Raw genomic sequence first — 22,904 nt, 5'->3', positions numbered from 1 at the left:
CGGCGGGTCGAGGTGGATGACCGGGCCCCGTCGTCTGCGCTACAACGTCGCCCGCCCTCCGACCACCCGCGGCACGAGGCACCCCGACGTGGCCGAGCTGACCTACTTCTACGGCACGATGAACTGCGGCAAGTCGACCCTCGCGCTGCAGATCCACCACAACGCGGTGACCGCCGGCAAGCACTGCCTGCTGTTCACCAAGCACGACCGTGGTGGCGGCCGGATCACCTCGCGCATCGGGCTCTCCCAGGACGCCGTGGTGGTCACCGACTCGTTCGACATCGCGACCCACGTGCAGGCGGTGACCGCCGCGGGCACGCCGGTCGACGTCGTCATCTGCGACGAGACCCAGTTCTACACCGCCCAGCAGGTCGAGCAGCTGGCGTGGCTGGTCGACGAGCTCGACGTCGAGGTGCAGGCGTTCGGCCTGTTGACCGACTTCACCACCCACCTGTTCGCCGGCTCCAAGCGCCTGCTCGAGCTCGCCGACCGGCGCCAGGAGCTGCAGGTCGAAGCGCGCTGCTGGTGCGGGGAGCGGGGCACGTCCAACGCCCGCACGGTCGACGGCGCCATCCAGCGGCAGGGCCAGCAGGTGGTCGTCGGCGACCTCCCACAGGCCTCGCTGGAGACCGGCGAGGTGCCCACCGTGGCCTACGAGGTGCTGTGCCGACGGCACCATCGGCAGGGCATCACGCGGGTCCTGGCGGACCGTCAACCCGACCGTGCCCGCGAACGGACGATGTTTCCGGTCGCCGGATCGGCCGCGACGCGGTAGCGTTGTCTTCGTCAGACCGGTTCGCGGGCGACCGCGGACTACTACCACCAAGGTCGGATAGGGCTGCGACGCGATGTCGCGGCACGACCTTTCAGAACGGAACAACGCATGCCGCAGGGCACTGTCAAGTGGTTCAACGCCGACAAGGGCTTTGGTTTCATCCAGCCCGACGACGGGGGCGAAGACCTCTTCGTCCACTTCTCGGCGATCAACTCGCAGGGTTACAAGTCCCTCGACGACGGCCAGCGAGTCAGCTTCGAGGTCACGCAGGGGCAGAAGGGCCCGCAGGCTTCGGACGTCACGCCGCAGTGAGGCGCTGAGCGTCTGCTCGCTTCGAAGGCGACGCCCCGGGTGCATGCACCCGGGGCGTCGCCCTTTTCGTGTGTGAACCGTCGGTTTGTCGCGGTGTTCTACGGTGTCCGGCGGCGTCGCCCGGGTCCCGTGCCCGCGGCAGACGCCGGCGACGGGCCACAAGGAGCGGCGAATGCAGGATCCCGATGCCCAGGTGCTCGCGCGGCTGCGGCCGCGGGCGCTGCACCGCGCGGAACAGGGCCGCTCGCTGGCACGAAACGAGGTCGCGGCCCTGCTCACGGCCCGCGACGACGACCTCGACCGCCTGCTCACGGTGGCCGCCCGCACCCGCGACGCCGCCCCGTGGTTCGCCGAGGGTGCCTGGGGGCGCACCGCCGAGGGCACCCGGCGCGTCACCTACTCCCGCAAGGTGTTCGTGCCGCTGACCCACCTGTGCCGGGACACCTGTGGCTACTGCACGTTCGCCTGGCCGCCGAAGAAGGACGTGCCGGCCTACCTCGCGCCCGAGCAGGTGGTCGACATCGCCCGCCGCGGCCAGCAGGCGGGGTGCAAGGAGGTGCTGTTCACCCTCGGTGACAAGCCCGAACTGCGCTATCCGGCGGCGGCCTCCTGGCTCGACGCGCGCGGCTACGCGACCACCCTCGAGTACCTGCGCGCGGTCGCGATCGCCGTGATCGAGGAGACCGGCCTGCTCCCGCACCTCAATCCCGGCGTGCTGTCGTGGGCGGAGCTCGCGACCCTCAAGCAGGTGTCGGCCTCCATGGGGATCATGCTGGAGACCACCTCGACGCGGCTGCTGGCCAAGGGCAACGCCCACTTCGGCGCGCCCGACAAGGACCCCGAGGTCCGGTTGCGCACGCTCGAGGACGCCGGTCGGCTCAGCGTGCCGTTCACCTCCGGGCTGCTGGTCGGCATCGGCGAGACCGAGGCGGAGCGGGCCGACACGCTGCTGGCGCTCAAGGACCAGCACCGGCGCTACGGGCACCTGCAGGAGGTCATCGTCCAGAACTTCCGGGCCAAGCCCGACACGGCGATGCGCTCCTTCCCCGAGCCCCCGTTCGACGAGCTGCTGTCGGCCGTCGCCACCGCCCGGATCGTGCTCGGCCCGACCGTGCACGTGCAGGCCCCACCCAACCTGTCGCCGGCCACCTACGGCGACCTGCTGCGGGCCGGCATCGACGACTGGGGCGGGGTGTCGCCGGTCACCCCCGACCACGTCAACCCCGAGGCGCCCTGGCCCCACCTCGACGAGCTCGCCGCCCGCAGTGCCGAGCACGGCTTCGCGCTGACCGAGCGGCTGTGCACCTACCCCGAGTGGGTGACCCGCCCCGACCCGTGGCTGGCCGGGCGCATGCGCGCGCCGGTCGCCGCGCTGGCCGACGAGGCCGGGCTCGCCCGCGCGGGCGTGCGTCCGCAGCCGCAACCGTGGCAGGACCCGGAGGTGACGGTCACCACCACCTCGGCGGCGATGGAGGCCGTGATCGCCGGCGACGAGGCCGGTGGGTCGGCCGCCGACGGTCGCAACGCCCGCTCGGCCGCGGCCGACGACGCGCTGCACCGGGCCGTCTACGGCGACCTGCACCAGATCGCTGCGGGCGTGCTGGCCGCCAACGCCCCGCGCGTCGAAGGACCGGCGCGGCGCAGCATCCGGCGCGAGGTCGCGGCCGCGCTCGCCCGCGCGCAGGCCGGCACGGTCCTCGACGACGCCGAGGCGCTGCTGTTGTTCGACACCACCGGTGCGGAGCTCGAGGCGCTGGCGGCCGCCGCGGACGAGCTGCGCCGCGACGCGGTCGGCGACACCGTCACCTACGTCGTCAACCGCAACCTCAACTTCACCAACATCTGTTACACCGGCTGTCGGTTCTGTGCGTTCGCGCAGCGCCGCGACGACCCCGACGCCTACAACCTCTCGCTCACCCAGATCGCCGACCGGGTCCAGGAGGCGTGGGACGAGGGCGCCACCGAGGTGTGCATGCAGGGCGGGATCCATCCTGACCTCCCCGGCGACCACTACTTCGCGATCCTCGACGCGGTCACGGCGCGGGTGCCCGGCATCCACGTGCACGCGTTCTCGCCGATGGAGGTCGTCAACGGCGCGACCCGGCTGGGCATCTCCGTGCGCGAGTGGCTGGCCGAGGCGAAGCGGCGCGGGCTCGGGTCGGTCCCCGGCACCGCCGCGGAGATCCTCGACGACGAGGTCCGCTGGGTGCTGACCAAGGGCAAGCTGCCCGCCGCCCAGTGGATCGAGGTCATCACGACGGCGCACGAGCTGGGCATCCCGACCACCTCGACGATGATGTTCGGGCACGTCGACGAGCCGCGGCACTGGGTCGCCCACCTCAAGCTGCTGCGCGCGATCCAGGAGGACACCGGCGGGTTCACCGAGTTCGTGCCGTTGCCGTTCGTGCACCAGCTCGCGCCGATCTACCTCGCCGGGGTGGCCCGTCCCGGCGCGTCGTTCGAGGATTCCCGGCGGGTCCACGCCGTCGCGCGGCTGCTGTTGCACGGCGCGATCGACCACGTGCAGTGCTCGTGGGTGAAGCTCGGTCTCGAGGGCGCGGTCGCGCTGTTGCAGGGCGGCTGCGACGACCTCGGCGGCACCCTGATGGAGGAGACGATCTCGCGCATGGCGGGCTCGACCCACGGGGTGCGCCAGGACCCGCAGTCACTCGTCGCGACCGCCGCCGCGGCCGGGCGCCCCGCCGCCGAACGCGACACGCTCTACCAGCCGGTGGACCGCCGACGCCTCGGCCTGCCCGCCCTGCCGGTCTGACCCCGGCCTTGGCGGCGCGGGTCTGGCGCGGGTCTGGGCGCGGCACCGGGCTCGTCTTGCCGTCGCACGCGCGAGCCGACGACAATGGGCGTTCGTCCCGCCGACGCCGGACGACGCCGGGCGTGGAGGTCGAGGCGATGCAGACGTTCGAGGTGGGCGACGCCGTGGTTCCCGAGGAAGGTGGTGATATCGCCGGGACCGGGGACGCGGCGGTGACCGGCCGGGTCACCGCGGCGCTCACGCGGCTGTTGCCGGCGCTCGAGCGCTACCACGCCACCGCCGACGCGCCGCACTTCCCCGCCTACGTGCCGGGCACGGTGCCCTCCGAGCCGCTGGCGCTGCCCGACGACGGCGTCGGCCTCGACGCGACCCTCGACGAGCTGGCCGTCGCGGTCGAGCACGGCTGCCGGATCAGCGCCCCCGGCTTCGTGGGCTTCATCACGACCGGCGCGACGACCAGTGGGGTCGCCGCCGCCACGGCCACGGCGTTGGCCGGCGGGCAGCGCTACCTGGTGCACGCGTTCAACGCGCTCGAGCGCACCGGGATCCGGTGGCTCGCCGAGCTGTGCGGACTGCCGGCCGACACCTACGGCGTGCTGTCCAGCGGCGGCTCGACGGCCCAGCTGCTGGCCCTCGGAGCGGCCCGCCAGGCGGCGTTCGAGCGCCTCGGCGTCGACGTCGCCGCCGACGGGCTGGCCGGCGGTGTGCGCGGCCGGATCTACGTCTCCGACCGTGGGCACCGCACGATCCACCGTGCAGCCGCGGTGCTGGGGCTCGGCCGTGACGCGGTGCGCGGCATCCCTTCGCTGCCCGGCGGGCAGGTCGACCCCGACGCGCTCGAGGCCGCCCTCGCACAGGACCGCGCCGCCGGACTGGTGCCGATCGCGATCGTGGCGGTGGCGGGCTCCACCGACACCGGCTCGGTCGACCCGATCGCCCGGCTGGTCGAGATCGCCCGCCGCCACGACACCTGGCTCCACGTCGACGGGGCGTACGGGCTGCTCGCCAACGCCTCACCCACCCAGGCGCCGGCCTTCGACGGGGTGCGCGACGCCGACTCGTGGATCGTCGACCCGCACAAGTGGCTCGCCACCGGCGTCGGGGTGGGGGCGACCTTCGTCCGCGACGCCGACGTGCTGACGCGCGCGTTCGCCGAGGGGGAGGCTGCCTACCTCGAGGGCTCGTTCTCGACCGTGCCCGAGGACGGCGCCTCCCAGTTCGACCTGATGGCGGGGGCGTGGGCCGACCAGAGCCTGGAGCTGTCCGCGCCGCCCCGTGGCGTGCTGGTGTGGGCCGTGCTGCGCGAGATCGGCCGCGCCGGTCTCGCGGCCCGGATCGACCGGCACGTGGGCTTCGCCCGCCACCTGGCCGCGCGGGTCGCCGCCGAACCTCGCCTCGAGCTGCTGTGCGACGCGCAACTGTCGATCGTGTGCTTCCGCTACGCCCCGCCACCGGGGGTCGACGGTGACGTCCTCACCGCCCGCGTCCTCGAACGGCTGCGCCGCGAGACCCCGTTCGTGCCGAGCAGCACCGTGGTCCGGGGCGTTTACGCGCTGCGGCCGTGCTTCATCAACCCGCGCACGACCCGTCGCGAGGTCGACGGGCTGGTCGACGCCGTGCTGCGGTTCGGCGACGAGGCGACGTCGACCCCGCGGTGACGTCCGTCCCGCGGGGACGGTCAAGGCCGGCGGGCGCCGTCTCGGAAGGTCACAACCGGCGGGTCGAGCGGAAGGTGCGGGCGTACAGGCCGGTGCCGTCGAGCAGGGACGCGCCACGGAAGTCGCCCAGCGTCGGCCCGTCGATCGAGCGGCGCGAGGACACGAACCGGTGGCGGCCGGCGTCGTCGCGTCCGAGGTAGACCCCGACGTGGTCGATCGTGTTCGCCGGGTCGACGGTGGCGTCGAAGAACACCAGGTCACCCGGCTGGAGCGACTCGAACGCGGTCACCTGGGTCCCGAGGTTCGCGATCGGCACGACGCCGGGCGCGTCGGTGGCCTGCTGCTGCGACGAACGCGGCAGCGACGCCCCGCCGTCGGGCTGGCGGCCCAGGGGCAGCCCGAACCGGACGCCGAACAGCAGCCGCACGAAGCCGGAGCAGTCGACGCTGCGGTCGCGCTCGGGACGCGGGGACACCCGGCTGGTGCCGTAGGTCGCCACCACCTGCTGGTAGTCGTGCCAGTCCGAGCCCGGCGACCGGTCGCCGTTGGCCAGCAGCGGCCCGTAGGCCGCGTCACCGGCCACCAGCACCCCGGCGGCGTTGCGGACGTCCGGGGCGCCGGCGAGGTACTGCAGCGAGGTGGCCAGCACGTCGGCGGACCGGTCGGTCCGGGCCTGACGGAGCCAGCGTTCGTCGACGCGGCCGTCGAACGGCGCCGGCAGCAGCCGCACCCAGGTCGTCGACGTCACCCCGTGGGTGGCGGTGGCCTCCTCGAACCGCCGCGCGGGGCCGGCGAGAGTGACCGTGCGGGCCCCGTCGGTGAAGGTCGCGACCCAGCGGCCCTCGGCGTCCTCGACGACCGAGCGGGCGGGAGCGTCCAGCCGGCGCATCCGCAGGCGGTCGACGTCACCCAGCGGCGCGGGCGCCGAGGCCTCGACGACCAGCAGGTCGAGCCACCGGACGAGGAAGGTGGCGAGCTGGCCACGCGTCATCGACGCGCCAGGCCGGTAGCTGCCGTCGGCGTACCCCTGGGTGACACCGGTGCCGACCAGGCGACGCACCGCGTCCTCGTGGGTCGAGCCGCGCGTGTCGGGGAAGGTCGGCCCGAGCGGGCGTTGACGCCCGAACACGCGCCCGTCGGCCCGCACCAGCAGGGTCGCGAGCTGCCCACGGGTGACGGCTCCGTCGGGGACGAACGTGGTGGCGGTGGTGCCGGCGACGATGCCGGCGCCGGCGAGGGCACCGATCGCGGCCCGGTCCGGGTGGTCCGTGGGGACGTCGAGGAACGCCGGCGTGGCCGGGGTGGGTGCGCGACCGACGGCGACGAGGGTGGCGTGCAGCGCCGCGGCGAACTCGGCGCGGGTCGCGGTCGCGTCGGGTCGGTACGGCCCGTCGCCGGGGGAGACGACCCCCCAGGACGCCAGGCAGGTCACGCTCGCCGCGTGCGTGTGCGCCGTGGACACGTCGGCGAAGGCGGCGGTCGCGGTGTAGGTGGCGGGACAGGCCCGGGTCGGGGCGGGGGCCGACGCCGCTGCCGGGGAGATCCCCGGACCGACGAGGCTCGCGACGAGGGCGACGGCGAGCGCGAGGACCAGGGCGGCTGGGTACGGCGCACGGTCGGTGCGGGGCAGCAGGTGCGGCGCACGCCGGCCGGGGGTCGTGTCGAAGGTCACCGCTGCTCCTTGGTCGCCCGACACCATCGGCCGGTCGCGCAGGGGTCTTGAGCACCCCGTGCTCCGCCGCGCGTTCCGGCGGTGGTTTCAAGGAATCGGGCTGGGGCCGCGAGCTGGGCGCGTTCGGGCTCGACGACTTCACCGAGCTCAAGACGATCATCGCCGAACTCTGACCCGGACGTGCACCACGACGGCCCCGCGGAGGTTCGCGGGGCCGTCTCGCGTGCAGGGCCGTCCTGCCTGCGCGTGGCGGTCCGGTCGTGACGGCGTGCCGGTAGGGTCGCCGCCGGCGGTTCCCGTGCGCGACCGGTGCCGTCGCTCGTGGCGAGGGGAGGGCGAGGGATGGCCGGCGCAGGGACGCAGCGTCCGGACCCGGCGCGGGTGACGTTGCTGTGGGACGGGACGAACCCGGCGGCCGCCACGGCGGCCGGCGAGCTGCGTCGCCAGGTGCCGTTCGTCGCGGCGGACGAGGCGACCGTCGCCGTGGTGCTCGGCGGTGACGGGTTCATGCTGCGCACCATGCACCGTCTGCTCGACGCGGGCTCCACCATCGCGCTGTACGGGCTCAACCTCGGCACGGTCGGCTTCCTGCTCAACGGCTACCGCGCCTCCGGACTGCAGGAGCGCCTCGCCTCGGCGCAGCCCGCGGTGCTGCACCCGCTGCGGGTGGACGCCGTCGGGCCCGACGGCAGCGTCCTGCGGGCGCTGGCGATCAACGAGATGTCGCTGCTGCGGGCGTCGGCCCAGTCCGCCCACGTGCGGCTGCGGATCGACGACGGCGCGGTCGAGGTGGACGAGCTGCAGGGGGACGGCGTGCTGGTCGCGACCGCGGCCGGTTCCACGGCCTACAACCGCTCGGCGGGCGGGCCGATCGTGCCGCTGTCGGCCGAACTGGTCGCGTTGACGCCGATCGCCGGGTTCCGTCCGCGGCACTGGCGCGGCGCCCTGCTGGACGCGGCCACGCGGATCGCCATCGAGGCGGTCGACCCGGGCAAGCGTCCGGTGCAGGCCGCGGCCGACCACCACGAGCTCGGCCGGGTCGTCTCCGTCACGGTCCAGCGGGCGGTCGACCGCCAGCTGACCCTGCTGTTCGACCCGCAGCACACCCTCGAGCGCCGGATCCTGCAGGAACAGTTCCGCTGACGCGCTCGCGACCGCCGCTCCTCGGTCGTCAGGCCCGGCGGTCGAGCGTGTCGGTCACCAGCTGCTGCGCCTCGTCGAGGATGGCCCGCAGGTGGTCGTCGTCACGCAGGCTCTCGGCGTAGATCTTGTAGACGTCCTCGGTCCCGGACGGGCGCGCGGCGAACCAGCCGTTGTCGGTCAGGACCTTCAGCCCGCCGATCGGCTCGTCGTTGCCGGGCGCGCGGGTCAGCACGGTGGTGATCGGTTCGCCCGCGAGCGTGTCCACCGTGACGTCCGAGGGGCTCAGTGTCTTGAGCGCGGCCTTCTGCTCGACCGTGGCGGGTGCGTCGACGCGTCGGTAGGAGGGGCGACCGAACCGTTGCGCCAGGGCGTCGAACCGCTGCCCCGGGTCGGTGCCGTCGCGGGCCGTCATCTCGGCCGCCAGCAGGCACAGGACGATGCCGTCCTTGTCGGTGGTCCAGGGCGAACCGTCCCGGCGCAGGAACGACGCGCCGGCGCTCTCCTCGCCGCCGAAGCCGATCGAGCCGTCGAGCAAGCCGGGCACGAACCACTTGAACCCGACGGGGACCTCGAGCAGCCGGCGGCCGAGGGCCTGCACGACCCGGTCGATCAGGCTGCTGCTGACCAGCGTCTTGCCGACGCCGATCGCGGCGTCCCAACCGCGCTGGCCGAACAGGTAGTCGATCGCGACCGCGAGGTAGTGGTTGGGGTCGAGCAGGCCGGCGGTGGGCGTGACGATGCCGTGCCGGTCGCCGTCCGGGTCGTTGCCGAAGGCGACGTCGAAGCGCTCCCGGAGCTCGACCAGGTTGGCCATCGCCGCCGCCGAGGAGCAGTCCATGCGGGTCTTGCCGTCGCGGTCGGGCGGCATGAACGCGAAGGTGGGATCGACCCGGTCGTTGACCACCTCGAGGTCCAGGCCGAAGCGCTCGCCGATCGCGCCCCAGTAGTCGACGGTGGCGCCGCCGAGCGGGTCCGCGCCCAGCGAGAGACCCGAGGCCCGGATCACGTCGAGGTCGACGATCTCCGGCAGGTCGTCGAGGTAGGCGCCCCGGTAGTCGTGGCGGCGCACCTGCCCGCGGGCCGTCTCCCACGGCACCCGCTGCAGCTGCGACGGGTCCCCGAGCAGCCGGTTGGCCTCCTGCTCGATCTGGTCGGTCACCGTGGCGTCGGCCGGGCCGCCGTGCGGCGGGTTGTACTTGAACCCACCGTCCTCGGGAGGGTTGTGCGACGGGGTGACGACGATGCCGTCCGCGACCCGGTCGCGACGGTCGCGGTTGTGGCGCAGGATGGCGTGCGACACGACCGGGGTGGGCGTGTGCAGGTCGCCGTCGTCGATGCGCACGTCCACGCCGTTGGCGACCAGCACCTCGAGCGCGCTGCGGAAGGCCGGCTCGGACAGGGCGTGGGTGTCGCGGCCGAGGAACAGCGGACCGTCGATGCCCTCTGCGGCCCGGTGGCGGCAGATGGCCTGCGTGGTGGCGTGGATGTGGCGTTCGTTGAACGACCGGCTGGCCGAGGAGCCGCGATGGCCGGAGGTGCCGAACGCCACCCGCTGGGTGGGCTCGTCGGGGTCGGGGACCTCGTCGTAGTAGCGACCGACGAGGCGGTCGACGTCGATCGTTGGCTCGTCCTCGCGGCGACTCATGTCCGCTCCTGTGACGGGCGGCGCTCGCGCAGCCGCGGGTCGGCTCCGCGTCGTACGAGGTGTCGGAGGACGTCCGCTCCACCCGCGACGCTCACCCCGGGCCTCCGGTCTGGGGCAGCTCGACGTGTACGCGTGCGCCCGGTCCGGTGATCCACATCCGGCCCCCGTGGGCGCGGGCGAAACGGGCCACGACCCCGAGTCCACGGGGGACCTCGACGGTGTCCTGGCTGCCGTCCTCGAGCCCCCCGCCCTCGAGCCGGGCGACCACCTCGTGGGGGATGCCCGGCCCGTCGTCGACGACCCGGAGGATCGCCGCGCCGCCGTCGACCGAGACCCGCAGGCGGACCTGGGCGTCGGGCGGGGTGTGGTGCAGGGCGTTGGCCAGCAGGTTGTCGACGATCCGTTCGACCTTCACCGGATCGACGTTCATCAGCAACGAGGGCACCTGCGCCGACACGCGTTCGCCCGCGGGGTCGTGCGCCCGCACGAGGCGTTCGACCAGTTCTCCGACCCGCGTCGGCCGGCGGTCCGCCACGTCGGCATCGCCGCCGAGCAGCCCGGCGACGGAGTGCTCCATGCGGCGCAGCAGGTCCTCGAGGGAGCTCGCCGTCCGCTGGCGGGCGAGCTCACCCTCGGAACGGACGACCTGGTCGAGCAACGCCCGGGCGCGCGCCAGGTCGTGCTGCAACTCGTGGACGGCGACGCCGGCCACCTGGGCGGTCGCCGGATCGGCCGCATCCACGGGAGCTCCGTCGTCGGCGGACAGGGAACGCCCCCGCAGCCTAGCCCGGCGCCACCTCCCGGCCCACGGCCCACCCCCGGCCCCCGGCCTCTCGGATCGCGGCCCATGGCCTCTCGGATCGCGGCCCATGGCCGACGGCGAGTCGGTCGCGACGTGCGCCGGTGACCGTCGTCGCTAGGGTGGCCGACGATCGCGATCGGCGCGCGGAGAAACGGAACCGGGAGCCGTCCGTCCGGCAGCGCGGTCCCGTCGGCCGCGGCCCACGTCGGGTCCGATGCGCCTTTCCGAGGTGAGCAGTGAGCAACGAACTTCCCATGGGCGTCGTCGGCGGTGGCATCGTCGGCCTCGCCGTCGCCCGGGAACTGACGCGGCGGTTCCCGGGCCGACCGGTGGTCGTGTTCGAGAAGGAGACCGAGCTCGCCACGCACCAGACCGGCCACAACTCCGGCGTGGTCCATGCCGGCATCTACTACCGGCCCGGGTCCTTGAAGGCGGCGTTGTGCACCCGGGGGCGCTCGCTGCTGCAGGACTTCTGCGACCAGCGCGACCTGCCCTACGAGGCGTGCGGCAAGCTCGTGGTCGCCGTCGACCGCGCCGAGCTGGGCCGGCTCGACGCGTTGGAGGCAACGGCCCGGGAGAACGGGGTGCCCGGGCTGCGACGCGTCGATGCCCGGGAGATCGTCGAGATCGAACCCCACGCCGTCGGTCTCGCCGCCCTGCACTCGCCGGCGACCGCGATCACCGACTTCGTCGCGGTGGCCCGGGCGTTCGCCGACGACATCGAGGCCGCCGGCGGCCGCATCCTGCGCTCGAGCCCCGTCACCGGCGTGCGACGGCGCAACGGCGCCCTCGAGGTCCGGACCCCCGACGGGGTACGGCGGGTCGGTGCGCTGGTGCTGTGCGCCGGCTTGCAGTCCGACCGCGTCGACGAACTGTTCGCCGCCCCCCGGGGCCCGCGCATCGTGCCGTTCAAGGGGGAGTACCTCACCGTCTCGGCCGCGAAGCGGGAACTCGTGCGCGGCATGGTCTACCCGGTGCCCGATCCCCGCTACCCGTTCCTCGGCGTCCACTTCACCCGGCGGGTGCACGGCGATCTCGAGGTCGGACCCAACGCGGTCCTGTCCCTCGCTCGCGAGGGCTACGGGCGAACCGACGTGCGACCGGCCGACGTCGCGGACATCGTGCGGTGGCCCGGGTTCTGGCACCTGGCGCGGACCCATTGGCGCACCGGAGCCGAGGAGGTCTGGGGCTCGCTCTCCAAGCAGGCCTACATGCGCAAGGCATCACGCTACGTCCCAGCGATCGGGCCCGAGGACGTCGTCCGCAGCCGCGCCGGCATCCGTGCCCAGGCGGTGGAACCCGACGGTGCACTGGTCGACGACTTCCGCATCTTCGCCGAGGACGGCATCGTCAGCGTGCGCAACGCCCCCTCGCCCGCGGCCACGTCGAGTCTCGCGATCGCCGAGCACGTGGTGTCACACCTCACGGCGGCGTCGAGCTGACCGTCGACGCTGCGCAGGTCGCGATCGAGCTGACGCCTCGCGCCTGCACGGTCCCGTCTCGCCTACCGGGCGGCTGACCCGCCGTCGAGGACGGTGTAGCGCGCACAGGCGAAGGCCCCGTTGCGCGCCAGTTCCTCGAGCCGGAGGTCGAGCGCGCGTGGCAACAGCGGTGCGCCGGCACCGAGCGTCACCGGCGCGAGGGACACGACGAGCTCGTCGAGCAGGCCGGCGTCGGCGAACTGTCCGGCCAGGTCACCACCGCCGACGACCCAGAGGTCCCTGCCGTCCGCCGCGGCGAGCATCCCGGCGTGGACGCCGCGGACGTCACCGCGGGCGAAGCGCACGTCCCCCGAGATCGTCGGCAGGTCCCGGGTGGTCATCACCCAGGCCGGCAGCGGGTAGGGCCACCTGCCGCGCTCGTGGCGCAGGATCCACTCGTAGGTGGTCGAGCCCATCACCATGGCGCCGACACGGGCGAGGAACGCGGCGTGGTTGAGCGGACCCGACGCGTCGTGCTCCTGACGCAGCAGCCACGCCAGCGAGTGCTCTGCGTCGGCGATGTACCCGTCGAGGCTGCTCGCGGTGTAGTACGTCGTGCGGCTCACGTGATCGCTCCTCGCGGGGTCTCCCGGCGTTCGGTCTCGCCTCGCCGGGCCCGCAGCCACAGGATCGGGTCACCGTCGTCCACCTCGTGGCCGGCGGCGGTCAGCATCGCGCGGACCGACTGGCGCCGGTGGGCGGCGTAGGTCAGGACGTGGGCCACGACGCTGCTCAGCACGAAGCTCTCGGGGGGATCGCACAACGCGTCGACGAGCCGGTCGTTCCAGGTCCGGCGGCGTTCGATGTCGCGCACCGCTGCCAGCCAGCGGGGTGCGACCGCGTCGTGGCGCTGCCGCAGGCGGGCGGCGTCGGGTGCGTCGTCGCGTGGCGGCAGGTCGAGTCCTTCGATCGCGGCGAGCCAGACCTCCTTGGTGAAGACCTGGTGGTCCAGCACCGCCGCGATCGACTCCTCCGGCCCGTCCCAGGACAGCAGGACCGCTCCCGGCGCACGCACGGCGGCAGCTCCGCGTCGGTCAGGCCCTCGGCGATCTCGAGCAGCGTCCGGGTGTCGTCGAGGTCGTGGGCGACGAGCTGTTCCACGAGCGGGTTCATCGGCTGGGCCTCGGCTCGGACCCACAGCGACGTGGGCGGGTGGAAGTGGATGCCGTTGGGGGCCGGGAGCCAGTGGCTCCCGACCGTCGGGCTGGACGGCGGGCGACCGAAGGCGCGGGCGAACGCGCGGCTGAACCCTTCGAGCGACGCGTACCCGGCTGTCCGGGCCGCGTCGGTCACCGACGTGCCGTCGGCCAGCTGCCAGGCGGCGCGCTCGAGCAGTACGCGCCGACGCATGGCGACCGGCGGCTCGCCGGTGGCCTGCGACAGCAACCGGCTGAAGTGGTACGGCGAGCTCGCGGCGTCGTCGGCCATGTCGCCCAGGCGGCGCGGGTCCTCGTCGGCCGCGGCGTCGGCGTCGTCGGTGCCTGCGAGGACCGCGTCGAGCAGTTCGCGCAGACGGTCACGTCCGTTCTCGGTCATGGGGCGAGTGTCGCCCGCCAGCGTCCGACGCGCCTGACCGTTCTTGCGGCGATTCGCTCGCGGCGGCGGACGGAGGGGAGCGGGATGGGAATAGCGCAGGCACGGTTTCCCGTTGTCCCGCCCATGAAGACCATCGGATTCCTCTCGTTCGGGCACTGGACGCCGCAGCCCGGCTCCCACGTGCGTACGGCCGCCGACGCGCTGCTGCAGTCCGTCGAGCTGGCGGTCGCCGCGGAGGAGCTGGGCGCCGACGGCGCCTACTTCCGGGTGCACCACTTCGCCCGGCAGCTCGCCTCGCCGTTCCCGCTGCTGACCGCGGTCGGTGCCCGGACCTCGCGCATCGAGATCGGCACCGGTGTCATCGACATGCGCTACGAGAACCCGCTGTACTTCGCCGAGACGGCCGGCGCCGCCGACCTCATCGCCGGGGGACGGCTGCAGCTGGGCATCAGCCGCGGCTCGCCCGAGCAGGTCGTCGACGGGTGGCGCTACTTCGGCTACGAGCCCGCCGAGGGCGAGACGGACGCCGACCTGGGTCGCCGGCACGCCGAGGTGCTGCTCGAGGCGCTCGAGGGTGAAGGCTTCGCCGAGCTGAACCCGCGGCCGATGTTCCCCAACCCGCCCGGCCTGCTGCGGATCGAACCGCACGCACCCGGTCTACGGGAGCGGATCTGGTGGGGGTCGGGGTCCAACGCGACCGGCGTGTGGGCGGCTCGGCTCGGGATGAACCTGCAGAGCTCCACGCTCAAGGACGACGAGACCGGCGAGCCGTTCCACGTCCAGCAGCGCAAGCAGATCGAGGTCTACCGGCAGGCGTGGGCCGAGGCCGGGCACGAGAGCGAACCGCGGGTGTCGGTCAGCCGCAGCATCTTCGCGTTGACCAGCGACCTCGACCGCGCCTACTTCGGTGCCAGCGGCGCCTCGCGCGACCACGTCGGCATGCTCGACGAGCGCACCCGCGCCATCTTCGGGCGCTCGTACGCCGCGGAGCCGGACGTGCTGGTCGAGCAGCTGCGTGCCGACGAGGCGATCCAGGCCGCCGACACGCTGCTGCTGACGGTGCCCAACCAGCTCGGCGTCGACTACAACGCCCACGTGCTCGAGAGCATCCTCACCCACGTCGCGCCCGCGCTCGGCTGGCGCTGACGGCGGCGCCCGGGCGGTCAGGCGCGTCGCTCACACGCGACCTGGGCTCTGCCGCCCTTGGTGTAGGCGATGTCGGTCCAGGCTCATCGTCGATGGCGTCGATCGCCGCGACGATCTTGGAGGTTCGGCGCACGGTGATGGAGAACTGCGCGTCGTGGTTGGTGCACGCCTCGATGACCTTCGCCGACCAGAACCCCGAGTCGGTCCGGAATACGATCGTGCCCGTGGCTCCGGCACGTCGGACGCGACCGATGGTCTCGCGCACGAACCGCTGCGCCCCCCGGCCGGTGCTCGCCGTCCCTTTGCGCATCCGGGCGTGCAGGACCTCGCCGGTGTCCGCGCGCGTGGCCAGCAGCGGGGGCAGCCCGAGCTGGTGGGTGTAGCCGTAGGCGGCGCCCTGCTTGGCGTAGCCGTGGACCTCACAGACCGTGGAGTCCACGTCCACGATCAGGTCGGCATCACCCGGTCCCGCTCCGGCGGCCCACGCACGGGTAGCATCGTCTCGGTCACACGGTCGAGCTGGCGAATGTGGGGACTTCGCCACGGTGGTGGGTGAGCCGGTCTCGGAGGCTTGGTGAAGACACGTACGGCCTCGATGCTCGAGGTGTCTACCCCACCGAGCTACCGAGGCCGTACGCGTCGCGGGGCAGCTCGACATGGGCGAAGAGCTCGTCGTCACCATCGATGTGAGCGTCGGTCAGGACGAACTCGGGCAGGGCAAGCAGCAGCTCGCTCCACCCTGAACAGGGGTAGCTTGGGAACATCCAGCCGTGCACCCGCTGCGGCGTGCTGGACGAGCACCGCATCCACGACCGGCGACGTCACACCGTCCGTCACCTGCCCGTTGCCTGGCGCGCCACGAGGGTGGTGTGGCACAAGCGGCTGCTGGCCTGCATCGAGGGCTGCGGCACCTTCGCCGAGCGGGCCGCGTCGATCGCGCCCGGCGCAGTCTGGTCGCGAGCGGCGGCGCGGGCAGCCGTGGCGATGTCGGCTGGCAACGTCCCCGTGGACCAGATCCGCAAGGAGTTCGGGGTCGGGTGGTGGACGGTGATGCGGGCCGTGCTCGCTGCCGCCGACCTGGTCGTGCCGGTCAACCCGACGCGGGTGGGAATCGACGAGACGGTGATGACCACTGGTCGACTCACCGACGCCACCGTCAGTTTCTGACCGCGCTGGTGCCTGGAGACCAGCCTGGTCGTCGCCGTCACCCAGGGCCGCGACCAGGCCTTTGCGGCCGCGTTGCTGGCCGAACACGCCCCCGACGCGACCGTGGTCGCCTGCGATCTGTTCATCGGGGTTCAAGTCAGCCGCCGACACCCTCGAGGCCGCGGTCGTGGTCGCCGACGCGTTCCATCTGGTGCGGTTGGCGTTGAAGATGATGGACGAGGTCCGTCGACGTCGCCAGCAGCAGATCCACGGCCACCGCGGCCGCAAGGACGATACGCTGTTCAAGCTCCGGTGTGTGTTGCGCGTCGGCCGTGAACGCCTCGACGAGGACCGCCTCGCCAAGATCTCGACCGGCTGCGTGCCGCGGACACCGACGACGAGGTCGGCTCCGCGTGGATCGCGGTCGACCTGCTCCGCCAGATGTACGCCGCACCCGCGACACCGCCCACCGCCGACTGATCGCCTTCTACGAGTGGGCCGTGGAGGCGAGATCGACGAGATCCTGCGGCTGGCCCGCACGCTCGACACCTGGCAGGAAGAGGTGCTCGCGGTCTTCGACACCCGCGCCACCAACGCGGCGACCGAGTCCGCGATTATCGGGAGTCCTGTTCGGGGTGTCGTCGACGTGGCTGACGGAGCGGTGCGGCCCCGTCGACGACGCGTTATCTGGAGCGCGTGTTCGACGTCCCCCACGTGGCGGCGGCGCGGGTGTAGACCTCGTCAACTCGACCACCATGTGGGCCGGGCCAGAAGGCACGGACGTGCGGGTGCAGCGGGTGGTGATGCCGGTCACCGGGGTCGAGTCGTGGACGGTGCTCGATGACGAGCTGACCACGGTCGCCCTGGCCGAGCGGTTCCTCGCGCACCTGGCAGCGTTGGAGCGTTCCCCGAACACGGTGCGGGCCTACGCCCACTCGTTGGCGCTGTGGTTTGAGTGGCTCGCGCTGCGCGCCTGGGATGTCGCCGAGGTCGAGGACGTGGCGGAGTTCGTCCGCTGGCTTCGTGCCCCGGCGGAGAACGTGATCGTGCTGGATGCCTCGGCCGCGCGCCGTTCGGAGTCCACGGTCAACCGGCATCTGGTCGCGGTGTTCGGCTTCTACGACTTCCACGCCCGTAGCGGCGTGGTGCTCGCCGAGAGCCTGGTGGCGTGGCGGCGGGTCCCACGCGGGTCCTACAAGCCGTTCCTCCATCACGTCACCGCGGGGCGGCCGATCCCGACTCGGCCGGTAAAGCTCAAAGCGCCGAGGCGGCTGCCGGGGAGCCTCACGATCGAGGAGGTCACCACGATCCTGGCCGCGTGCGTGCGGCTGCGTGACCGGCCGGTTCTTGTTCGCGTTGCTGGCCGAGACCGGGATGCGGATCGGGCAGGCGCTGGGGCTACGTCACGGCGACTTCGTCTCGCGACGGCGCGAGGTCACGATCGTTCAGCGGTCCGACAACGCCAACGGCGCGCGAGCCAAGACCCGCACGGCGGTCACGCTGCCGGTTTCCGCGCCGCTGGTCGGTCTCTACTCGAGCTATCTGCACACCGAGTACGGCGACCTCGACTCCGACTACGTGTTCGTCAACCTGTGGGCCGGACCGGCGGGGCGTCCGCTCCGCTACCAGACGGTCGCCAAGCTGGTCGGCTGGCTGCGGACGACCACGGGGATCGCGTTCACCCCGCACCTGCTGCGTCACACGCGGGCGACCGAGCTGATCCGGGCTGGGGTCCCGATCGAGATCGTCTCGAAGATGCTCACCCACCGTTCGGTGACCACGACCTGCGACACGTACCTGCACCTGTCGGTCGAGGACGTCCGCGCCGAACTCGTCCGCGTCGGCATCTGGGATCAGGCCGAGGAGCCCCGATGAGCAGCGTGGTCCATCCGCTCCGACCCGCCGCCCCTTCACCGCTGTTGGGCAAGCTTCTGGCTGCGGTCCGCCCCGAGTTCCAGCTCGAGTTGATCCGCATCGACCCTGACCATCCGGTGTTCGCCCGCGGCCGCTGCACGGTCGTCGGCTGTGAGCGGGGCGGCTGGTCCAAGCAGCTGTGCGACGCTCACTACAACCGCTGGCGGCTGGCGGGCCGGCCGTCGCTGGCCGGCTACTGCGCCACGACCGGCCCCATCCGCAGCGGCAAGACGTTGAACCGCACCGATGCGTTCGATCTTCGTGCGCTGCCCCTGCAGCTGCGGCTCGAGGTCGCCTACTCGATCCAACGCCGCCACGACGAACGGCGGGTGCGGCTGATCCCGGTGCTGGTCTACCAGCTGGTCGCACTGCTGTCCAACGGCGGGGTCGAGTCGCTGCTGGACCGCCCGATCCAGGACTGGGTGGCCGAAGCCAACGAGACCGGCCGAGCACGGGCCGGGTCTCGCACCATCGGCCGGCCGGCTCCGCTACGCCTACCGGCATCTGCAAGACCTGGCCGAGGGCGCTGACGCGGAGAGCGAGTTCGCCCGCGACCTCTGGCGCGCGTCGATGCTCGGCCTAGACGACACCCGCCCGCCACGCGCGGTCTCGTTCGCTGAGATCTCCCAGCTCTGGCTGCAGGGCGAGCACGCCGCAACGGGTGCAGGGACGCTCGCTGCGGGGCATCACGATGCGGACGATGGTCTCCTCGACGACTCCCAGACGTCGGCGATCTCGAACTCGGGCAGGGCAAGCAGACAGGTAGCGTGGGTCACGTAGGGCCTCGTGGATGGGTGGCGTAGACACCTCCATCCTCGCGGGCCCTACACCCCTCTCACGGCATCCCCGGCAGCGGCCCACCCACGTTCATCTCGAAGGGCCCCCAATGGTGGTGTGCCGTCGTCGGTGGTTGTAGCGGTGGACCCAGGCGAAGATCGCCCGGCGGGCTTCAGCCCGTGAGGCGAAGTGCAGCCGGTGGACCAGCTTGACCTTCAAGGCCGCGAAGAACGACTCGGCGACCGCGTTGTCGAGGCACGACCCGGTCCGAGACGACGACTGGGTGACCCCCAGCTGCCGGCAGGTGGTGCGGAACGCGTCCGAGGTGTACTCCGAGCCGCGGTCGTGGTGGAAGATCGTGCCGTCCATCGCGCTGCGGCCGCGGGCAGCGACGGCCATCTGCAGCGCGTCGACGACCAAGGTCGCGTCGTGCCGGTCGCCCATCGACCAGCCGATCAGCCGACGTGAGGCGAGATCGATCACGGTGGCCAGGTAGAGCCACCCCTGACCGGTGCGGATGTAGGTGATGTCGCCGCACCACACGGTGTCGAGCAGCGACGGTTGGAACCGGCGACCGACCAGATCCTCGATCGGTGCCGCGCCCTGGTCGGGGCGGGTCAGCGACCGACGACGGCGAGGACGATGCCCCTCAAGGCCCTCCTGGCGCATCAGCCGGGCGGTGCGCTTGCGGTTGACCACCCACCCCTTGCGACCAGTTCGGCGGTGATTCGCGGCTCGCCGTAGGTCCCGTCCGATGCGGCGTGGATGTCGCGGATCTGGTTGGTCAGGTGGGCCTCGTCCCACTCGGCCTCGGTCGGCCCGGCGGGCCGCTCGAGCCAGGCGTAGAACGCCGAACGGGAGACCCCCGCGGCATCGCAGGCAGCGTTGACGTTGAACCCTTCGGCCTTCCGGGCGGTCACGCAGCGATAGCGCGTAACTGCGGCGACTCCTTCACCCAGAAGGCCACGGTTCGTTTGAGCAGATCACGCTCCATACAGAGCTTGGCGTTCTCCGCCTCGAGCTCCTTGAGCCGGGCCCGCTCGTCAGCGCTCACGCCGACGCCGTCGGCCTGCTCGTCGTGGTGGCGGCGGACCCAATTGCCGAGCGTGGAGTCGTAGACCCCAGCTCGGCAGCGACCTCAGCGACCGGCCTGCCGGTGGTCGCCACCAGGTCGACCGCGTCACGCTTGAACTCCTCGGAGAACTTCCGGCGCGGTCGTGGTTGTCGTCGTTCGTTGTCGTGTCCCATGCGGACATCCTGTCATCCAGGCTGTCCGGCCGCAGGGGGGAGGCCCATCGGTCGCCTGCTCGAGACGGAACTGTGCCATCGTCGTGCCCGTGAGCAGCAGCCCCGCATCGGCCACCGCACGCTCGTCGTCGAACCTCACCGCGATGCTGTCGATGCTCTGCGAGGACTGGCATCCTGAAGGTGCCTCCGTTGCGGTGGACTGGTTGGCGTAGGAACCGCCATTCTGACCGCTTCGGAGGCACTTTCGCGTCAACCGCGGCCGTCATATCGGTGGATTCAGGCTGAGCTGCTACCGGCGACAAGAACGACAGGCACGGCTGTCTCCATGAAGACGGCTGCAGGCTTAAGCGCCACAAGTTTGCTATCCGCTGTTGCTCATTGGATCTCCGCGCCACGTGACGGAAAGGTCGTCATGGCGACCGAAACGTTCCAAGTGGTTGCCCATGACACGTTGCACGTGTTCGAGGTCTTCGCTGGTAGCCGCGGACGCGACGAGGGTCAGCAAACCGGTTCCGGACTGGACCTGCATGGAACACCGCCCATAGGGAAAGACGAGATCCCAGCGGTCATCATACTCTCGGATTTCATTCTTGCGTCCGAGGTGTGATGCGAGTTGCTTGCGGTACCGCGCCCCAGCTGCGGTCTCTACGTGTGCGTGTGAAATCAACATGGTGACGCCTATCGATCGGAATTCTCGTAGGCGATCAGCCCGACGGCGCTGTTCGAGGCGGGGACGTGGTAATGCCGGTGGACTTCCCGAACCTCAGGGTCTAGGGCGCCCCGCATGATGAACCACATGACGAGTTCGATGCCTTCCGAGCCGGCTTCGCGGATGTACTCCGTCGGCGAGATCGATAGCAGTTCCTCCGGCTGGGGGCCTAAGAGGTCGAGGAACTTCTTGTCGAAGTCTGGATTGGTCCAACCTGCACGTTGGCCCTGCAGTTGGTGGGACATGCCCCCGGTGCCGAAGACGGCGACCTTGAGATCTTCATCATAGGATTCAACGGCTCGGCGGATCGCTCGGCCGAGGTCGTAGCAGCGCTTTCCGCTTGGTGGCGGAAACTGAATAACGTTCACCGCGATCGGAATGACCGTAACCGGCCACTCGTCCGGTTGCCCGAACATGATGGAGAGCGGAACTGAACAACCGTGATCGACCGGCATCTTATTGCAGATGGTCATGTCGAATTCGTCATCGATCAGGGACTCAGTGAGATGCCAGGCGAGGTCGGGATGCCCTTTGATCATGGGGATCTTTCGCGGGCCGTATCCCTCGTCGGCTGGAGGGAACTCTGGGGCTACGCCGATGGCGAATGTTGGAATAATATCGAGATCGAAGGCGGAGGCGTGGTCGTTGTAGATCAGGATTACGACATCGGGCTTGACGTCGTCGATCCACTCTCTTGCCGGTTCGAAGCCTGCGAAGAGCGGCTGCCAGTACGGCTCATCCGTCTTGCCATTGTCCATGGCTGCGCCGATGGCGGGAACGTGTGAGCTCCCGACGCCTGCAATGATCCTAGCCATCCGTCTCCCTTCGGCCACCGCGTAGCATCATTTCGCGAAATTCTTCTTCGGTCATCCCCGACATCTCCCCACCGACGTGCTGCATGGATTTGCCGTCAAAGATGGCCAACTTGAACGTGAAGTACATGTTGCCGCCGAGTTCGAGTAGTCGCAGCCACTGTCGTTCCAGAACGGCTTCTCGTTGTTCATCGGTGAGATCAAAGCTCGAGAGATATCGCGCTTCGTCGCGCCGGAACTGTTCTCGGTTCTCGGCCACATCGAGTGATTTGCAGAACATGTTGAGGGCATAGCCCTGTTTGGCTCGGCGTGCGTCGAACACGAACGTGCCGGGAATGTCGTCATAGTCACGCTTGGGTTTCGCCATGGCGCTCTCCCTCGGTCGACTGCGGGCCAGTTCACGTACTCCGCCGGCACGCAACCGCGCGTGACGCGATTGGACTAACCATAGCAGCGGGTTGGCGTGACGTGAAATGGTGGCGACGTGCATCCCAGCCGCATCCCGGCGCCGAGCCGCCGGGAGTGGGGTTGAGTTTTGGTAGGACCAAATATTAGACTGGCCTTCCGGTCCGTCAAGGAGCATCAGTGCATGGACGTCACTGAAGTACTTTCGAACTTCGGTCGACCCGGCGGGCTCGACCTCGAGGCCATCTCCGATGCGTGCGACGCGTTGGGAGTTGGAAGTGTCGTCACGGGGCTCGGCCCCCTGTGGGCGGACGCACCGCCGTTCGCCGGTCCTGCGGTGACGATGGAGTTGGTCTGCGGGGACTTTCCGGTCGACTCCACCTACCACCTGGGCGTCGACCCCATCCTGCAGGCACGGCCGGGGGCCGTGATCGTGATCGACCACCGGGGGCGAGAGCACGCGGCGGGCTGGGGCGGTCTGCTCAGCCGCGCGGCCAAGCGCGCTGGAGTACGCGGCGTCGTCATCGATGGTGCCGCGCGTGATGTCCTTGAGGCGGGCGAGATCGGGTTGCCGATCTACGGCACGGCCACCGTGTCACGGACCGCGCGCACCCGGGTGGTGCAGCGCGCGACGCAGCAGCCGATCGATTTCCGCGGAGTTGCCGTGCGTCCGGACGACGTCGTGTTCGCGGCTCCCGGTGGGGTCGCGGTCGTCCCCGCCGAGGCGCTCGAGCGTGTGCTCCAGCAGGCGCTCGACAACGCGGCCGTCGAGGCCACCATGGCGCAGGGGATCGATGAGGGCCAGGATCTCACGCGGGTCCTGGGTTCCCGCTACGAGCTGATGCTGGAGCGCTCACGCGCGAACGAGTAGGGCTGAGCCGACTGAGCCCGACGCCACGCTGCGTCGAGGTCCGCACGTACGGGACATCGCGAGCCCCCCAAACTTGCCG

26 protein-coding genes and 2 pseudogenes are annotated in these 22,904 nt (G+C 71.4%); 15 read left to right on the top strand and 13 right to left on the bottom strand.

What is annotated here, in order from left to right; translation table 11 throughout:
* Positions 1-16: 16 nt before the first annotated feature.
* From ELR47_RS00620 to ELR47_RS00605, 4 genes are all read left to right on the top strand, one after another.
* Positions 17-775 (top strand): thymidine kinase, encoded by a 759-nt coding sequence (locus tag ELR47_RS00620; RefSeq protein ID WP_229730420.1) that lies wholly within the window; start codon positions 17-19, stop codon positions 773-775.
* 108 nt (positions 776-883) lie between these two features.
* Positions 884-1,087, top strand: coding sequence for a cold-shock protein (locus ELR47_RS00615; RefSeq protein ID WP_130648130.1), 204 nt, complete (start codon positions 884-886; stop codon positions 1,085-1,087).
* 172 nt (positions 1,088-1,259) lie between these two features.
* A complete protein-coding gene (locus ELR47_RS00610; RefSeq protein WP_130648129.1) occupies positions 1,260-3,860 on the top strand; it encodes a bifunctional FO biosynthesis protein CofGH in 2,601 nt (866 codons plus the stop codon).
* A gap of 122 nt (positions 3,861-3,982) precedes the next feature.
* A complete protein-coding gene (locus ELR47_RS00605) occupies positions 3,983-5,518 on the top strand; it encodes a pyridoxal phosphate-dependent decarboxylase family protein (protein WP_130648128.1) in 1,536 nt (511 codons plus the stop codon).
* A 49-nt stretch (positions 5,519-5,567) separates the two neighbouring features.
* Here ELR47_RS00605 and ELR47_RS00600 read toward each other — a convergent pair whose 3' ends face one another.
* Positions 5,568-7,190, bottom strand: a complete 1,623-nt coding sequence (locus tag ELR47_RS00600; protein WP_165403752.1) for an S-layer homology domain-containing protein — start codon at positions 7,188-7,190, stop codon at positions 5,568-5,570.
* 47 nt (positions 7,191-7,237) lie between these two features.
* On the opposite strand from ELR47_RS00600, the gene ELR47_RS19045 reads away from it, so the two are divergent.
* Together ELR47_RS19045 and ELR47_RS00595 are read left to right on the top strand one after the other, a co-directional pair.
* A complete protein-coding gene (locus tag ELR47_RS19045; protein WP_268234428.1) occupies positions 7,238-7,363 on the top strand; it encodes a hypothetical protein in 126 nt (41 codons plus the stop codon).
* Between the two features lie 169 nt (positions 7,364-7,532).
* Entirely contained in the window at positions 7,533-8,333 is an 801-nt protein-coding gene (locus ELR47_RS00595; RefSeq protein WP_130648126.1) for an NAD kinase, read from the top strand.
* 28 nt (positions 8,334-8,361) lie between these two features.
* On the opposite strand, the gene pgm is transcribed toward ELR47_RS00595, so the two are convergent.
* Together pgm and ELR47_RS00585 are read right to left on the bottom strand one after the other, a co-directional pair.
* Complete coding sequence (pgm, locus tag ELR47_RS00590; RefSeq protein WP_130648125.1) at positions 8,362-9,978, bottom strand: phosphoglucomutase (alpha-D-glucose-1,6-bisphosphate-dependent); 1,617 nt, start codon at positions 9,976-9,978, stop codon at positions 8,362-8,364.
* A gap of 91 nt (positions 9,979-10,069) precedes the next feature.
* Complete coding sequence (locus tag ELR47_RS00585) at positions 10,070-10,720, bottom strand: sensor histidine kinase (RefSeq protein ID WP_165403751.1); 651 nt, start codon at positions 10,718-10,720, stop codon at positions 10,070-10,072.
* Between the two features lie 296 nt (positions 10,721-11,016).
* Between ELR47_RS00585 and lhgO the strand changes: the two genes are divergently transcribed.
* Positions 11,017-12,222, top strand: a complete 1,206-nt coding sequence (lhgO, locus tag ELR47_RS00580; RefSeq protein WP_205745367.1) for an L-2-hydroxyglutarate oxidase — start codon at positions 11,017-11,019, stop codon at positions 12,220-12,222.
* Between the two features lie 62 nt (positions 12,223-12,284).
* Here lhgO and ELR47_RS00575 read toward each other — a convergent pair whose 3' ends face one another.
* Together ELR47_RS00575 and ELR47_RS19295 are read right to left on the bottom strand one after the other, a co-directional pair.
* Complete coding sequence (locus ELR47_RS00575; RefSeq protein ID WP_130648123.1) at positions 12,285-12,827, bottom strand: dihydrofolate reductase family protein; 543 nt, start codon at positions 12,825-12,827, stop codon at positions 12,285-12,287.
* Positions 12,824-13,797: pseudogene (locus tag ELR47_RS19295) on the bottom strand (helix-turn-helix domain-containing protein). Before ELR47_RS19295 ends, ELR47_RS00575 begins: the two are co-directional and overlap by 4 nt.
* Positions 13,798-13,920: 123 nt before the next feature.
* Here ELR47_RS19295 and ELR47_RS00565 point away from each other — a divergent pair.
* A complete protein-coding gene (locus ELR47_RS00565; protein ID WP_130648122.1) occupies positions 13,921-14,943 on the top strand; it encodes an LLM class flavin-dependent oxidoreductase in 1,023 nt (340 codons plus the stop codon).
* Here ELR47_RS00565 and ELR47_RS00560 read toward each other — a convergent pair.
* Positions 14,909-15,388 carry a transposase gene (locus tag ELR47_RS00560; RefSeq protein WP_165403750.1) on the bottom strand — a complete coding sequence of 160 codons (480 nt, stop codon included), beginning with the start codon at positions 15,386-15,388 and terminating at the stop codon, positions 14,909-14,911. The two genes, ELR47_RS00565 and ELR47_RS00560, sit on opposite strands and share 35 nt — an antisense overlap.
* A 341-nt stretch (positions 15,389-15,729) precedes the next feature.
* Between ELR47_RS00560 and ELR47_RS00555 the strand changes: the two genes are divergently transcribed.
* The 5 genes and pseudogenes from ELR47_RS00555 to ELR47_RS00540 all read left to right on the top strand — a co-directional run bounded on the left by ELR47_RS00555 (position 15,730) and on the right by ELR47_RS00540 (position 18,533).
* The gene (locus ELR47_RS00555) at positions 15,730-16,110 is read left to right on the top strand and encodes a transposase family protein (protein WP_130648120.1); all 381 of its coding nucleotides are present in this window, start codon (positions 15,730-15,732) and stop codon (positions 16,108-16,110) included.
* Between the two features lie 166 nt (positions 16,111-16,276).
* Positions 16,277-16,933: a transposase gene (locus tag ELR47_RS19290; protein WP_165403749.1), complete on the top strand. Its 657-nt coding sequence runs from the start codon at positions 16,277-16,279 to the stop codon at positions 16,931-16,933.
* A pseudogene (locus ELR47_RS19285) lies at positions 16,845-17,165 on the top strand (site-specific integrase); the annotation flags it as partial. The gene ELR47_RS19290 and the pseudogene ELR47_RS19285, both read left to right, overlap by 89 nt.
* A gap of 256 nt (positions 17,166-17,421) precedes the next feature.
* Entirely contained in the window at positions 17,422-17,964 is a 543-nt protein-coding gene (locus ELR47_RS18565) for a tyrosine-type recombinase/integrase (protein WP_205745366.1), read from the top strand.
* Positions 17,961-18,533, top strand: a complete 573-nt coding sequence (locus ELR47_RS00540) for a hypothetical protein (protein ID WP_130648119.1) — start codon at positions 17,961-17,963, stop codon at positions 18,531-18,533. The genes ELR47_RS18565 and ELR47_RS00540 overlap by 4 nt, the downstream gene beginning before the upstream one ends.
* A gap of 337 nt (positions 18,534-18,870) precedes the next feature.
* Here ELR47_RS00540 and ELR47_RS00535 read toward each other — a convergent pair whose 3' ends face one another.
* Genes ELR47_RS00535 through ELR47_RS19280 form a run of 4 tightly spaced genes read right to left on the bottom strand, consistent with a single transcriptional unit; the run spans position 18,871 to position 20,028 of the window.
* Entirely contained in the window at positions 18,871-19,479 is a 609-nt protein-coding gene (locus tag ELR47_RS00535) for an IS3 family transposase (RefSeq protein WP_229730417.1), read from the bottom strand.
* Positions 19,449-19,700, bottom strand: a complete 252-nt coding sequence (locus ELR47_RS18780) for an IS3 family transposase (protein ID WP_229730415.1) — start codon at positions 19,698-19,700, stop codon at positions 19,449-19,451. Before ELR47_RS18780 ends, ELR47_RS00535 begins: the two co-directional genes overlap by 31 nt.
* Entirely contained in the window at positions 19,697-19,834 is a 138-nt protein-coding gene (locus ELR47_RS18060; RefSeq protein ID WP_165403747.1) for a hypothetical protein, read from the bottom strand. Before ELR47_RS18060 ends, ELR47_RS18780 begins: the two co-directional genes overlap by 4 nt.
* Positions 19,831-20,028, bottom strand: a complete 198-nt coding sequence (locus ELR47_RS19280; protein WP_130648117.1) for a transposase — start codon at positions 20,026-20,028, stop codon at positions 19,831-19,833. The genes ELR47_RS18060 and ELR47_RS19280 overlap by 4 nt, the downstream gene beginning before the upstream one ends.
* Positions 20,029-20,117: 89 nt before the next feature.
* On the opposite strand from ELR47_RS19280, the gene ELR47_RS19040 reads away from it, so the two are divergent.
* Complete coding sequence (locus ELR47_RS19040) at positions 20,118-20,240, top strand: hypothetical protein (protein ID WP_268234427.1); 123 nt, start codon at positions 20,118-20,120, stop codon at positions 20,238-20,240.
* A 149-nt stretch (positions 20,241-20,389) separates the two neighbouring features.
* Here ELR47_RS19040 and ELR47_RS19275 read toward each other — a convergent pair whose 3' ends face one another.
* The 3 genes from ELR47_RS19275 to ligA are packed head-to-tail and all read right to left on the bottom strand — an operon-like array spanning position 20,390 to position 21,916.
* Positions 20,390-20,698: a DUF2218 domain-containing protein gene (locus ELR47_RS19275; protein ID WP_130648116.1), complete on the bottom strand. Its 309-nt coding sequence runs from the start codon at positions 20,696-20,698 to the stop codon at positions 20,390-20,392.
* A gap of 8 nt (positions 20,699-20,706) precedes the next feature.
* A complete protein-coding gene (locus ELR47_RS00520; protein WP_130648115.1) occupies positions 20,707-21,552 on the bottom strand; it encodes a class III extradiol dioxygenase subunit beta in 846 nt (281 codons plus the stop codon).
* A complete protein-coding gene (gene ligA / locus ELR47_RS00515) occupies positions 21,545-21,916 on the bottom strand; it encodes a protocatechuate 4,5-dioxygenase subunit alpha (protein WP_130648114.1) in 372 nt (123 codons plus the stop codon). Before ligA ends, ELR47_RS00520 begins: the two co-directional genes overlap by 8 nt.
* Positions 21,917-22,138: 222 nt before the next feature.
* On the opposite strand from ligA, the gene ELR47_RS00510 reads away from it, so the two are divergent.
* Entirely contained in the window at positions 22,139-22,825 is a 687-nt protein-coding gene (locus ELR47_RS00510) for an RraA family protein (RefSeq protein WP_130648113.1), read from the top strand.
* Positions 22,826-22,904: the final 79 nt, after the last annotated feature.

It is taken from the genome of Egicoccus halophilus (assembly GCF_004300825.1).
Classification (GTDB): Bacteria; Actinomycetota; Nitriliruptoria; order Nitriliruptorales; family Nitriliruptoraceae; genus Egicoccus; species Egicoccus halophilus.
Note: the sequence above shows the minus strand (reverse complement) of the source record. Positions and strands in the feature narration are given on the sequence as shown.

Excerpts from the sequence above, each read along its gene's own strand:
- ELR47_RS00620 (WP_229730420.1), top strand. The coding sequence starts at position 17 with ATGACCGGGCCCCGTCGTCTGCGCTACAACGTCGCCCGCCCTCCGACC.
- ELR47_RS00615 (WP_130648130.1), top strand. The coding sequence starts at position 884 with ATGCCGCAGGGCACTGTCAAGTGGTTCAACGCCGACAAGGGCTTTGGT.
- ELR47_RS00610 (WP_130648129.1), top strand. The coding sequence starts at position 1,260 with ATGCAGGATCCCGATGCCCAGGTGCTCGCGCGGCTGCGGCCGCGGGCG.
- ELR47_RS00595 (WP_130648126.1), top strand. The coding sequence starts at position 7,533 with ATGGCCGGCGCAGGGACGCAGCGTCCGGACCCGGCGCGGGTGACGTTG.
- pgm (WP_130648125.1), bottom strand. The coding sequence starts at position 9,978 with ATGAGTCGCCGCGAGGACGAGCCAACGATCGACGTCGACCGCCTCGTC.
- ELR47_RS00565 (WP_130648122.1), top strand. The coding sequence starts at position 13,921 with ATGAAGACCATCGGATTCCTCTCGTTCGGGCACTGGACGCCGCAGCCC.
- ELR47_RS00540 (WP_130648119.1), top strand. The coding sequence starts at position 17,961 with ATGAGCAGCGTGGTCCATCCGCTCCGACCCGCCGCCCCTTCACCGCTG.
- ELR47_RS19280 (WP_130648117.1), bottom strand. The coding sequence starts at position 20,028 with ATGGGACACGACAACGAACGACGACAACCACGACCGCGCCGGAAGTTC.
- ELR47_RS19275 (WP_130648116.1), bottom strand. The coding sequence starts at position 20,698 with ATGTTGATTTCACACGCACACGTAGAGACCGCAGCTGGGGCGCGGTAC.
- ELR47_RS00520 (WP_130648115.1), bottom strand. The coding sequence starts at position 21,552 with ATGGCTAGGATCATTGCAGGCGTCGGGAGCTCACACGTTCCCGCCATC.
- ligA (WP_130648114.1), bottom strand. The coding sequence starts at position 21,916 with ATGGCGAAACCCAAGCGTGACTATGACGACATTCCCGGCACGTTCGTG.
- ELR47_RS00510 (WP_130648113.1), top strand. The coding sequence starts at position 22,139 with ATGGACGTCACTGAAGTACTTTCGAACTTCGGTCGACCCGGCGGGCTC.